This window comes from Isoptericola sp. NPDC019571, assembly GCF_044389385.1.
Taxonomy (GTDB): Bacteria; Actinomycetota; Actinomycetes; order Actinomycetales; family Cellulomonadaceae; genus Isoptericola; species Isoptericola nanjingensis.
The window spans coordinates 240597-252754 of the sequence record NZ_JBIRXZ010000002.1 but is presented as its reverse complement, the minus strand read 5'-3'; the positions used below and the strand labels follow the sequence as shown (position 1 = coordinate 252754).

10 protein-coding genes are annotated in these 12158 nt (G+C 74.2%); 5 read left to right on the top strand and 5 right to left on the bottom strand.

Annotation, left to right across the window (positions count from 1 at the left end; translation table 11 throughout):
• Positions 1–58: 58 nt before the first annotated feature.
• Positions 59–1123 carry a hypothetical protein gene (locus ACH443_RS04465; protein ID WP_430589572.1) on the bottom strand — a complete coding sequence of 355 codons (1065 nt, stop codon included), beginning with the start codon at positions 1121–1123 and terminating at the stop codon, positions 59–61.
• Between the two features lie 300 nt (positions 1124–1423).
• Here ACH443_RS04465 and pepN point away from each other — a divergent pair, with 300 nt between their 5' ends.
• On the top strand, positions 1424–3988 hold the full coding sequence (pepN, locus tag ACH443_RS04460) for an aminopeptidase N (RefSeq protein WP_430589571.1): 2565 nt from the start codon (positions 1424–1426) through the stop codon (positions 3986–3988).
• Positions 3989–4136: 148 nt separating this feature from the next.
• Here the strand turns inward: pepN and ACH443_RS04455 are convergent, their stop codons facing one another.
• Together ACH443_RS04455 and malQ are read right to left on the bottom strand one after the other, a co-directional pair.
• Positions 4137–5108 (bottom strand): hypothetical protein, encoded by a 972-nt coding sequence (locus ACH443_RS04455; protein ID WP_430589570.1) that lies wholly within the window; start codon positions 5106–5108, stop codon positions 4137–4139.
• Between the two features lie 183 nt (positions 5109–5291).
• Entirely contained in the window at positions 5292–7385 is a 2094-nt protein-coding gene (gene malQ, locus ACH443_RS04450; protein WP_429762687.1) for a 4-alpha-glucanotransferase, read from the bottom strand.
• Between the two features lie 250 nt (positions 7386–7635).
• On the opposite strand from malQ, the gene ACH443_RS04445 reads away from it, so the two are divergent.
• Positions 7636–8697, top strand: coding sequence for a mechanosensitive ion channel family protein (locus ACH443_RS04445; protein WP_430589569.1), 1062 nt, complete (start codon positions 7636–7638; stop codon positions 8695–8697).
• 1 nt (position 8698) lies between these two features.
• Here the strand turns inward: ACH443_RS04445 and ACH443_RS04440 are convergent, their stop codons facing one another.
• Positions 8699–8947 carry a glucose PTS transporter subunit EIIB gene (locus tag ACH443_RS04440; RefSeq protein WP_429762387.1) on the bottom strand — a complete coding sequence of 83 codons (249 nt, stop codon included), beginning with the start codon at positions 8945–8947 and terminating at the stop codon, positions 8699–8701.
• 125 nt (positions 8948–9072) lie between these two features.
• On the opposite strand from ACH443_RS04440, the gene ACH443_RS04435 reads away from it, so the two are divergent.
• The 3 genes from ACH443_RS04435 (at position 9073) to ACH443_RS04425 (ending at position 11481) form a co-directional block, all read left to right on the top strand.
• A complete protein-coding gene (locus tag ACH443_RS04435; RefSeq protein ID WP_430589568.1) occupies positions 9073–9459 on the top strand; it encodes a globin in 387 nt (128 codons plus the stop codon).
• Between the two features lie 61 nt (positions 9460–9520).
• A complete protein-coding gene (locus tag ACH443_RS04430; protein WP_430589567.1) occupies positions 9521–10444 on the top strand; it encodes an acyl-CoA thioesterase in 924 nt (307 codons plus the stop codon).
• Positions 10445–10503: 59 nt separating this feature from the next.
• Positions 10504–11481: a DNA topoisomerase IB gene (locus ACH443_RS04425; protein ID WP_430589566.1), complete on the top strand. Its 978-nt coding sequence runs from the start codon at positions 10504–10506 to the stop codon at positions 11479–11481.
• 130 nt (positions 11482–11611) lie between these two features.
• Here the strand turns inward: ACH443_RS04425 and ACH443_RS04420 are convergent, their stop codons facing one another.
• Complete coding sequence (locus ACH443_RS04420; RefSeq protein ID WP_429762391.1) at positions 11612–12115, bottom strand: acyl-CoA thioesterase; 504 nt, start codon at positions 12113–12115, stop codon at positions 11612–11614.
• Positions 12116–12158: the final 43 nt, after the last annotated feature.

The following is a 12158-nucleotide window of genomic DNA, read 5'->3' as shown; positions in this document are numbered from 1 at the left end:
CGGTCGGCGGCCTCGCCGCGTCGGGGGTCGTCTCAGGACCGGGCCGGGGCCGGCGGGGTCAGCTGGTGCCGATGCCCGCCCGGGCGAGGGAGAAGCCGTTGCCGGTGGGGTCGTGCGTGCACGACATGCCCGTGTCCTCGCTGGTGCAGGTGTAGTCGCCCTCGGTGATCGAGTCGCCGTACTCCAGGACGTCGGCGTCGTCCCCGGCGGCCTTCGGCTGCTGGTCCTTCGGGACGCACGGCTGCGCGACCTTCCCCTCGCCGTCGACCGTCACCACGTACCCGGTGGTCCCGTCGCAGCCCTCCATCGGGGCCGGCTGCTGGTTGAGCTGGGCGATCCCGCAGGAGACGCCGTCGTCGTAGATCGAGCACGTGATGTTCTTCGACGGGGCCGCGAACCGCGCGAGCACCTCGCCCTGCATCGGCGCCTCCTCGGACGCGGATGCCGACGGCTCCTGCGATGCCACGGGGGCGCCGCCCGCCTGCGGAGCGGTGGGCGACGGCGCGCCGAACATCTGCACGGCGAGCACCACCATCGTCACGATGAGCACCACGTCGACCGCGATGAACGCGATCCATCCGGCCGAGAGCCGACGTCGTCGGCGCGGCGCGGCGGGCGGGGGCGGTGGCGCGCCGACCGCCGCCGGCGCGGCGTACCCCGCCGGAGCCGCGTACCCGGCCGCGGCCTGCGGCGCAGGCTGCGCGTACGGCGGGTGCACCTGCGTCGCCTCCACGGCAGGGACCGGGGCCGCGGCGTAGGCGGGCTGGGGCGCGTAGGCGGGCTGGGGCGCGTGCGCCGGCTGTGCCGCGTAGGCAGGCTGTGCCGCGTAGGCCGGCTGTGCCGCGTAGGCCGGCTGTGCCGCGTAGGCCGGCGGCAGCTGCTGGGTGTGCTGGGCGGCCGGCGGGTACGCGGCCTGCTGCTGCGACACCTGCGGCGCCGTGGCCCCGGCGTCCGGGGGCGGGGGCACGGGGGCGTGCACCGTCGCCGCCCCCGCGGGGGGCGTGGCGGGCGCGGGCGCCGTGACCTGCTGCAGCGGCACCTCGGCCACCGGGTCGGCGCCGACCGGGCGCTGGTACGCGGACGCGACGCGGCGCACCCCGGTGGCCGGCGACGTCGGCGGCACTGCCGGCGGCACACTCGACGGCCTGCCGTCGGACCCCGGCGGGGGCGGCGGAACGGTGCCGGACATCTGGACTCCCTCCAGTCACTCCTCGGGCGTCGTGCGCCGGGTGGCGGGGACCCGCACGGCGGCGACGCACCGGGCAGGATGTCACGATCGGGTCTCGGCGGTCGAACCCGCCCCCGCCCCGTGCGCGGCCGAGGCCGGGAATCCCGTGCGTCCCGGCAGGCCCGAGGTGGCATCATCGTGCGCGAGCCTGCGCGCCCATCACGCGCTGCACCACCTGGAGACAAGGGAGAACCCGTGCCCGGAGAGAACCTCACCCGCGCCGAGGCGATCGAGCGCGCCGACGTCGTCACCGACGTCGAGTCGTACGCCGTCGACCTCGACCTCACCACCGGACCGACCACGTTCGCGTCCACCACCGTCATCCGGTTCTCCGCCACCCCCGGCGCGAGCACGTTCGTCGACCTGGTCGCGCCGTCGGTGCGCGAGGTCGTGCTCAACGGCGTCGCCCTGGACCCGGCCGAGGTGTTCGCCGACTCGCGCATCGCCCTGACCGGCCTGGCCGCGACGAACGAGCTGCGCGTCGTCGCCGACTGCGCCTACATGAACACCGGCGAGGGCCTGCACCGCTTCGTCGACCCGGTGGACGGCGAGGTCTACCTCTACACCCAGTTCGAGGTGCCGGACGCCCGCCGCGTCTTCGCGACCTTCGAGCAGCCCGACCTCAAGGCGCCCTACCAGGTGACCGTCACGGCGCCCGCGGCCTGGCAGGTCGTCTCGAACCAGCCGACGCCGGAGCCGACGCCGGCCACGCACGCGACGGACGCCGACGTCCCGGCCGCGACCTGGACGTTCGAGCCGACGCCGCGCATCTCGTCCTACCTCGTGGCCCTCGTCGCCGGCCCCTACGCCGTGCAGCGGGGCGAGCTGACGTCCTCCGACGGCCGCACGATCCCGCTCGGCGTCTTCTGCCGCTCCTCGCTCGCCGAGCACCTGGACGCGGTCTACATCATGGAGACCACCCGCAAGGGCTTCGAGTTCTACGAGTCGACGTTCGGCGTGCCGTACCCGTTCGACAAGTACGACCAGCTCTTCGTGCCCGAGTACAACATGGGCGCGATGGAGAACCCGGGCTGCGTCACCTTCACCGAGTCGTACGTCTTCCGCTCCCAGGTGACCGACGCCGTCCGCGAGCGCCGCGTCGTGACGATCCTGCACGAGCTGGCCCACATGTGGTTCGGCGACCTGGTCACCATGAAGTGGTGGAACGACCTCTGGCTCAACGAGTCGTTCGCGGAGTACGCGTCCACGCTCGCGACCGCCGAGGCCACCGAGTGGGAGGCCGCCTGGACCACGTTCTCCGCGATGGAGAAGACGTGGGCCTACCGGCAGGACCAGCTGCCCTCCACGCACCCGATCGTCGCCGAGATCCGCGACCTCGAGGACGTGCAGGTCAACTTCGACGGCATCACGTACGCCAAGGGCGCGTCCGTGCTCAAGCAGCTCGCGGCGTGGGTCGGGCGGGACGAGTTCCTGTCCGGCGTCTCCGCGTACTTCCGCAAGCACGCCTGGTCCAACACCGAGCTGAGCGACCTGCTGGTCGAGCTCGAGGCCACCAGCGGCCGCGACCTGACCGCCTGGTCGAAGGCCTGGCTCGAGACGGCCGGCGTGAACACCCTGCGCCCCGAGATCGAGGTGGACGCCGAGGGCCGCATCACCGGCTTCGCGGTGCTGCAGTCGGCCCCGGCCGACTACCCGACCATCCGCCCGCACCGGCTCGGGATCGGCTTCTACGACATCGTCGACGGGGTGCTGACCCGCACGCACCAGGTGGTCATCGACGTCGACGGCGAGCGCACCGAGGTCGCGGACCTGGTCGGCCGCGAGCGCCCGGCCCTCGTGCTGCTCAACGACGAGGACCTCGCGTACGCGAAGATCCGCCTCGACGAGGCGTCGCTCGCGGCGGCCGTGGAGCACCTGTCGCGGATCTCCGACCCGCTGGCCCGGTCCCTCGTGTGGGGCTCCGTGTGGGACGCCGTGCGCGACGGCGAGACGCCGGCGTCGTCGTACGTGGACCTCGTGCTCGGCAACATCGCCGCCGAGACGGAGTCGACGACGGTCCGCACCACGCTGAACCAGCTCGGCCTGGCCGCCCGCTCGTACGTGGCGCCCGAGCGTCGCGCCGCCGCGCTGGCGCGGATCGGCGACCGGCTCTGGGGCCTCGCGCAGGAGGCGGCCGCGGGCTCCGACCTGCAGCTGCAGCTGGTGAAGTTCCTCGCGCAGCTCGCGTCGACGCCGGACCACGTCGCCCCGCTGCGGGGCCTGCTCGACGGCACGGTCGCGCTCGACGGGCTCACCGTGGACACCGACCTGCGGTGGGAGCTGCTGGAGAGCCTCGTGCTGCTCGGCGCGGCCGACGAGGCCGAGATCGACGCGGCCCTCGCGCAGGACGACACGGCCACCGGCCGGCAGGCGGCCGCCCGAGCGCGTGCGGCGACGCCGACCGTCGCGGGCAAGGAGGCCGCGTTCGCGTCCGTCGTCGACCGGGCGGACGTGCCGAACGCGATCATCCGCTCCACGGCCGCCGGTTTCGTGCACGTGACGGACCCGGCCGTGCTCGAGCCGTTCGCCGCCCGCTACGTCGACGCGCTGCTGCCGATCTGGACCACGCGCAGCTACCACATCGCGGAGGAGCTCATCGAGGGGCTCTACCCGGCGCCGCTCGCGTCGGCCGCGCTGCGCGACGCCGTGCGCGGCTGGCTGGACGCGAACGCCGACGCCCCCGCGGCCCTGCGCCGCATGGTCGTGGAGCAGCTCGCCGGCACCGAGCGCGCGCTCGCCGCCCAGGCCGTCGACGCCTGACCGCGAGATAGAGAACCGCCCCGCCGAGATAGAGACGCGGGAGCTGCGGGACAGAGAGGCGAGGTCCGCGAGATCTCGACCGGACATGCCGATGCCCCTCGAGACCAGGTCTCGAGGGGCATCGGCGTCCCGGACGACGGTCTTTCGGTCAGTCGTCACGGTCGGGCAGAAGGCGCCACCTCCCCGCGATTGCACGCCGGACGCGGACGTCGAAGCCGTGCGGCGCGTCGATGTCGGGCCACGCGTTGCGCACGAGGTTCCAGCCCTCGGCCTCAATCGCCTCGTGACGCTCGCGCTCACGACGTCGCACGGCGTCCGGGTCGCCATCGGCGAGATCGGTGTACTTGACCTCGCCGTCGAACTCGATCCCGACCTTGGGTTCTTCCCAACCCAGGTCGATCCACTTGGTTCCGAGCGTGGTCTCCACCGGGATCTGCGTCGACGGTCGGGGCAGCCCGCAGTCGATCACGGCCAGACGGGTGAGGCTCTCGCCCGGTGACTCGGAGCCAGCATCGGCCAGGGAGAGCACGCGGCGTGCCTGCACGACGCCGCGCTTACCCCGCGACTCGTCGATGATGCGGGCGATGAGCTCACGGTCCGCCCGGTGGTGCAGCGCGCAGTCCATCACCACGAGCGCCGCCGGCAGTGACAGCAGCCGCGCGCAGTCCGCGGCGGTCCGTTCGATCGTCGTGACGGGGACGCCGTTGACGAGCGTGCGGTCCCGCAGCGGCAGCGCCGTCCAGTGGCGCGTCAGGTGGAAACGGTGGTCCCACGAGTCGTCCTCGCGGCGGACCTGTGGCGGGTACAGCTGCGTGAGGTGCACACGGCGCGAGAGCCGGTAGGTCCAGAGCCCGTGCAGGGCCGCCGCGGAGTCGAGGCTGAACCAATACTCGCTGTCGAGGTGGGCGCGGGCAGCGGCGATCCGGGCGAGCAGGACGTCGCGCTGCGCGATCGCGACCGGCGACGCCGGGTCCGTCGTCGTGAAGAGGCCGGGACGCACCCGCACCAGCTCGTCCTCCAGGTCCGCGATGCGTTCGGCGTCGGGGATGCTCCGCGCGGTCAGGAGCCTGGGGAGCGTGGGCGGTACGAGCGGCGGCGGAGCCGGGCGGGCGAGTTCCATCGGCCCACGATGGGGCACCGGTTGTCAGAGCAGGCCGCCGCAGGGCGGATCTGTGGACAGCCTGCCGGGCCGCTCGCCTGTGGACTGCGTCAGGTTTCACTCTCGTCCGACACAGGTCTCTATCTCGAGCGGGAGGTTCTCTATCTCGAGCCGAACAGTTCTCTATCTCAGGCGGAAGGTTCTCTATCTCGCGGTGCGGACGGCGTGCACCAGGGAGATCAGGCGGGCGTTGTCGAAGAGGTCGTCGACCAGGACGACGTTGCCCGACCCGTCGGCCAGCGGCACCTTCCAGTTCGGGTACTCCTGGTCGGTGCCGGGCTGGTTCTGCGTGCGGCGCTCGCCGACCGCGTCGGTGAGCTGCACGCCCACGAGGGCGGCGGGCGTCTTGCGCAGGTACCGGTGGAGCCCCTCCACGATCTCGCGCTCGGACGGGTGCTCGGAGACCAGCCCGCGCACGGCGAGGGCCAGCACCGCCTGGTCGCGCTCGGTGCGGGCGGCGGCGCGCAGCTCCTGCGCGTCGTCGGCGAGCAGCCCGAGGCGCTCGCGCAGGTCCACGTGCTCCCCCGCGAGGTACCCGGCGGCGGGCGGCATGTCGTGCGTGCCGACCGTCGCGAGCGACGCGCGCCGGTACTTCTCCGGCTCCAGGGGGCGGCCGTCCTCCTTCTCGAACCACAGCACGGAGGTGCCCAGCACGCCGCGGTCGGCGAGCTCGTCGCGCACCCACGGCTCGAAGACGCCGAGGTCCTCCCCCACGACGACGGCGCCCGCGCGGTGCGCCTCCAGGCACAGGATGCCGAGCAGCGCCTCGTGGTCGTAGCGCACGTACGCGCCGTCGGCCGGCGAGGACCCCTCGGGCACCCACCACTGCCGGAACAGACCCAGCACGTGGTCGACCCGCAGCGCGCCGGCGTGCCGCAGCACCGTGCGCAGCATGTCGCGGTACGGCGCGTAGCCCGCGCGCGCCAGGGCCCGCGGGTTCCACGGCGGCTGCGACCAGGCCTGGCCCTGCTGGTTGTACATGTCCGGCGGCGCGCCCACGGAGACGTCGCGGGCGAGCACGTCGCGGTGCGCCCACGCGTCCGCGCCCTGGGGGTGGGCGCCGACGGCCAGGTCGTGCATGATGCCGATCCGCATCCCCGCCTCGCGGGCCACGCGCTGGGCGGTCTGCTTCTGCTCGTCAGCCACCCACTGCAGCCACACGTAGAACTCCACGCGCTCGGCGAGCTGCTCGCGCAGCGCGGCGACCGCGGGCGACGCCGGGTCCCCGAGCTCGTCCGGTCGCGGACGGGAGCCGAGGTGCTCGACGATCGCGCACCACGTGGCGAAGTCGCGCAGGCCCGCGCCCTCCTCCGCGACGAACTCCTGGTACGCGGCCTCGCGCGCGGCACGCCGCGGCGCGGTGAACACCACCTCGAGGGCCGCCTTCTTGGCCTCCCACACCGCGTCGCGGTCCAGCGCACCGGGATCGGCCACGAGGTCGCGCACCGGGTCGGCCGCCCACTCGACGAGGGAGCGGTCGGCCGCCGACAGGTACGCCGTCTCCGGGATGTCCTCCACCCGCACGTACAGCGGGCTGAGGAACCGCCGACTGGTCGGCAGGTACGGCGAGGGGGTCACCGGGGTCACCGGCTCGGTCGCCGAGAGCGGGTTGACGCCGACGAAGTCCGCCCTCGCGCGGTGCGCCGTCAGCCACGCCAGGTCGGCGAGGTCCGCCAGGTCGCCCACACCCCACGACGTGCGCGAGCGCACCGAGTAGAGCTGGAGGAGGAACCCCCACCACTGGTCGTCCTCGAGCCCTGCCGGCAGCTCCAGCCGCCGCGGGGTGACGACGACCGTGACGCGGGACTCGTGGCCTTCGGTGAGCGCGTGCAGCGAGTGCCAGCCCAGCGGCAGGTCGTCCGGCAGCGCGAACGTCGCGCGGCCCACGCGGCGCCCGTCCACGGAGCGCGGCTCCACGAGGACGTCGAGCTGCTCCAGGTCGCGGCGGCGGCGCACCGCGTGCTCGCGCGCCGCCGGCTCCGCGCCGTCCAGCTCGAGCCAGACGTGCACGGCGGCGCCGTCGGTGACGTGCACCGGGACCTGGGCGCCGTCGCCCTCGCGCACCACGACCGTGGGCGGCAGGACGGCCCGCCACTCGTCGTCGCGGGCGCGCTGCAGGCTGTGCGTCACCTGCTGAGGCGTGCCCGCCGGCACGTCCAGCGCGCCCAGCACGGCCACGAGGGTCGACGAGGGGGCGACCACCACCTCGCCGCCGAAGCCGTGGTGCTCGCCGAGCACGCCGTACGCCTCGGCGAGCTCGCGCAGCTCGGCGCTCGGCTCGTCGGCGTGCGCCGCCTCGGACGTGCCGCCCGTATCGTCCCGGGCGTCGTCCGGGGTCTCGTCGCGGGCGTCGTCCGGGGTGGTCGGCTGGTCCTTGCTCACGGAGACGATCCTGCCATCCCCGTCCCACCAGGGCGTCCGCCCACGCGGCACGACGTCACGCCCGCCGACGTTTCGCCGCGACGCCCCCGCTCGCTACCGTGGGCGGGTGACCCCCGTGATCTCCACGCTCCGGACCGCTGCCCCGACGGCGGTGACCCCCGCCCCCACGCCCAGCCCGAGCACGACGACCACCGAGTCCGCCGTCGAGGACACCATCCAGGCCGCCGCGGACGCCGGTTCGTCCTTCTGGGAGTGGTTCACCGGCTGGCCCCTGCACATCCTCATCATCCTGGTGGTGGGGCTGCTCGTCCTCGCGCTGCTGCGTCGCGTGATCGGCCACGTCACCGAGCGCATCGCCACCGGCTCGGGCACGACGACCACCGAGGGCGGCCCCGCCTGGCGCCGCTACCTGCAGCGCACGCCGTTCGTCGAGGACGCGATCGCGCTGGCGAACCCGCTGGCCAGCCAGCGGCGCGCGCAGCGGGCGCGCACCGTCGGGTCGGTGCTGCGCTCGACGGCCAACATCGTGGTCGGCACGATCATCGCGCTGATGATCCTGGCGGAGCTCCAGGTCAACGTGGGCCCGCTGGTCGCCTCTGCCGGCGTCGTCGGCATCGCGCTGGGCTTCGGCGCCCAGGCCCTCGTGAAGGACTTCATCTCCGGCATCTTCCTGCTGGTCGAGGACCAGTTCGGCGTGGGCGACGTGGTCGATCTGGGCTCGGGCGCGCTCGGCACGGTCGAGGAGGTCCAGCTGCGCGTCACGCAGGTGCGCGCCTTCGACGGCACGCTCTGGTACGTGCGCAACGGCGAGATCCTGCGCGCCGGCAACATGACGCAGCAGTGGTCGCGCGCCGTCGCGGAGGTCCGGGTGCCGCTGGACGCCGACCTCGACACCGTGCGGGCCGCGCTCGGCCGCGCGGCCGACGGCGTGCAGGCCGACCCGGAGCTGGCCCCGCTGCTGCTCGAGGCGCCGTCGGTCCGCGGCGTGGACGCCGTCTACGACATCACCATGTCGTTCACCCTCCACGCGCAGACCCGGCCGGGCGACCAGTGGGAGGTCTCGCGCGAGCTGCGCCGCCGCGCGCAGGCGGAGCTGCGCGCGGCGGGCGTGCTCCTGCCGCCGGCCGACGTCGAGCCGGCGGTGATCGAGCAGGGGACCGAGGGCTGAGTCAGGAGACGAGCAGGGGGTCCATCTGAGCGGCGAGGTCGTCGGCCTCCGGGCCCACGATGACCTGGACCACGCGACCCGAGCGCACCACGCCGAACGCGCCCGACGCCTTGAGGCCCTGGTCGTCCACGAGGGCCGGGTCGCTCACCTCGACCCGCAACCGCGTGATGCAGGGCTCGAGGTCGACGACGTTCCGGCTGCCGCCGAGCGCCGCAAGGATGTCGTCGGCCTTGTGCGGGGCGATGGTCATGGGGGCCTCCCGTGGAATGCGTCGTTGCAGGTCCGTGACCAGCGTAACGCTCCCGGGCGCCGAGCGGGAGGAGCAGCGCCGCGGGTGTCTGGGAGGATGGCCCGGTGACGGACCAGACTTCACCCGTGACCCCGCCAGAGACGTTCTACGACGCCGTCGGCGGGCACGCCACGTTCGAGCGCCTCGTCGACGTGTTCTACGAGGGCGTCGCCACGGACGAGGTGCTGCGCCCCATGTACCCGGAGGAGGACCTCGGGCCGGCGAAGGTGCGGCTCACGCTGTTCCTCGAGCAGTACTGGGGCGGCCCGACGACGTACAGCCAGCAGCGCGGCCACCCGCGCCTGCGCATGCGGCACGCGCCGTTCAAGGTCAACCCGGACGCCCGCGACCGCTGGCTGGCGCACATGCGCGCCGCCGTCGACGCGCTGGACCTGGCGCCGATCCACGAGTCCCAGCTGTGGGACTACCTGGAGCGCGCGGCGTACAGCATGATCAACACGTTCGACGAGTGACCCCGCCGCGGTCCGCGCGGCACACCCCGCGACCCACCCTGCGAATCGACCTGGAGTGCGTGTGAGCGAGACGTCCACCACCACGCCCGCCGCCGCGGGCATCCCCGACGCCCTGGACCGCCTGCTGTCGGCGCTCGACCTGCGCGAGGTCGACGGCTGGGGCCCGCGCGGCGAGGACGACCTGTGGCGCGGCGACAGCGTGCCCGGCCCCGGCCGGCGCGTGTACGGCGGCCAGGTGCTCGCCCAGGCCCTGCTGGCCTGCGGGCGCACGGTGGACGACGACCGGCTGCCCCACTCGCTGCACGCCTACTTCCTGCGCGAGGGCGCCCTGGACACCCCGATCGACTTCGCCGTGGAGCGGCTGCGCGACGGACGGTCGTTCAGCGCGCGCCGGACGCACGCCATCCAGCACGGCAAGCCGATCCTGTCGCTGACGGTGTCGTTCCAGACCGACCAGCCCGGCTACGAGGCCGCGGAGCCCGTGCCGGCCGGCGTCCCGGCGCCGGAGGACGTCCCGTCGGCGATCGAGGTGCTCCACGGCATCGACCACCCGGCCGCGAAGTTCTGGTCGCACGAGTCGGCGTTCGACCTGCGGCACGTCGGCGGCTCGCTGTACCTGGGCCCCGACCCGGAGCCGAAGCCCACCCAGCAGGTGTGGGTGCGCGCCCGGCACGCGATCGCGTCCGGCGACCCGCTGCTGCACCGCGCGCTGCTCGCCTTCGCGTGCGACCAGGTCATGCTCGAGCCGGTGCTGCGCCAGGCGGGCAGGTCGTGGATCGACGTCGGCGGCGCCGTGCCGATGGCGAGCCTCGACCACGCCATGTGGTTCCACCGCGACGCGCGCGCCGACGACTGGCTGCTGTACGTGCAGGAGTCGCCGGGCGCGCAGGGCGGGCGCGGCCTGGGCCTGGCCCGCGTGTACGACCGCGAGGGCCGGCTGGTGGCGAGCATCGCGCAGGAGGGCATGATCCGGCTGCCCGGCTGACGTCGGGCGCCACGGGCCGAGGCGCTGCGGGGAGCGCGCGGTCGCCGCACACTGTGCGCGTGCGACTGCGCCGCGTCTCCGCGTCCTCCCCCGGCTACTCGCGCCGCGCGAAGGGCGGCGGCTGGGTGTTCCTCGACGTCGAGGGCGCGCCCCTGGACGACGAGGCCGAGGTGGCGCGGTGCACCCGCCTGGCGGTGCCGCCGGCCTGGACCGACGTGTGGATCTGCCGGTACGCCGACGGCCACCTGCAGGCGTTCGGCCGCGACGACGCCGGGCGCGGCCAGTACCTGTACCACGAGGAGTGGCAGGCGCGGCGCGCCCGCCGCAAGCACGACCACGTGCTCGACGTGGGCCGGCGCCTGCCCGCCGCCCGCGCCGGGGTGACGCGCGACCTGGGCCGCGACGGCGTCGGCCGCCGCCGGGTGCTCGCGCTCGCGTTCCGGCTGCTCGACGACGCGTACTTCCGCGCCGGCGGGGAGGTCTACGCCGCGAAGCACCGCAGCTACGGACTCGCGACGATCCGCAAGGAGCACGCCACCGTGCGGCGCGACGGGAGCGTGCACTTCCGCTACCCCGCCAAGTCGGGGCAGCTGCGCGACGTCCTCGTCGAGGACCCGGTGGTCGCGTCCCTGGTCACGACCCTCAAGCGGCGCCGCGGGGGCGACGACCTGCTCGCGTGGCGGGAGGACGGCGAGGCCGACTGGCACGACGTCACCAGCGCGGACGTGCAGGCCGACGTCAAGGAGCGCCTCGGCGACGACGCGACGCCGAAGGACTTCCGCACCTGGCACGCCACCGTGCTCGCCGCGCGCGCCCTGGCCGACGTCGGCGCGCCGCCGCGCTCGCAGCGGGCGCGGCGGCGGGTGGTCGCGGAGATCGTGCGCGACGTCGCCGAGGAGCTCGGCAACACCCCGGCGGTCGCCCGCGCGTCGTACATCGACCCGCGCCTGGTCGACCTGTGGGAGCACGACGAGACGATCGGCCCGACGCGCACACGTTCCGCCGCCGAGCGCGCGGTGCTGGACCTGCTCGGCTGACCGCGAGGTGGTACCGGTACTACCTCGGCGCGATCCGTACTACCTCGGCGCGATCCGTACTACCTCGGCGCGATCCGTACTACCTCGGCGCGATCCGTACTACCTCGGCGCGATCCGTACTGCCACGCGGTCAGCCGCGGCGGCGGAAGGCCACCGGCTCCTCGAGGTAGGCCTCCCAGGCCGCGCGCTCGTCGTCGGCGATGCGCCGCGGGGCGCCGGTCGCGGCGTCGACGACGACGATCGTCGTCGCTGCCTTGACGTACGCCTTGCCGCCGGACGCCGGGCCGGTGCGGTCGAACCCGCCGGGGACGCCGTCGTGCACCTCGTAGCAGACCTCGAGGCTCGCGCCCCCGATCGCGCCGATCCACATCTCCACCCGGACCGGGGTGCGGGAGAAGGCGAGCGGCCGCAGGTACTCGATCTGCTGCCCGGCGACCAGCGTGTGCGACGTGGCGTGCGGGCCGGTGTCGAGGACCGCGGTGGGCCACTCCTCGCCGTCCGCGGCCTCCGGGTGCCGCCAGAACGCCGTGATGCGCGCGTCCTCCAGGAGGCGGAGCATCGCGACGTTGTTGACGTGCTGGTAGGCGTCGAGGTCCGACCAGCGCAGGGGGACGGGCACGTGCAGACGGGTCATGGTCCGCATCGTCGCACGGCGTCGCCTCCCGAACGGCATCGCC

Excerpts from the sequence above, each read along its gene's own strand:
- ACH443_RS04455 (WP_430589570.1), bottom strand. The coding sequence starts at position 5,108 with ATGGAACTCGCCCGCCCGGCTCCGCCGCCGCTCGTACCGCCCACGCTC.
- ACH443_RS04440 (WP_429762387.1), bottom strand. The coding sequence starts at position 8,947 with ATGACCATCGCCCCGCACAAGGCCGACGACATCCTTGCGGCGCTCGGC.
- ACH443_RS04420 (WP_429762391.1), bottom strand. The coding sequence starts at position 12,115 with ATGACCCGTCTGCACGTGCCCGTCCCCCTGCGCTGGTCGGACCTCGAC.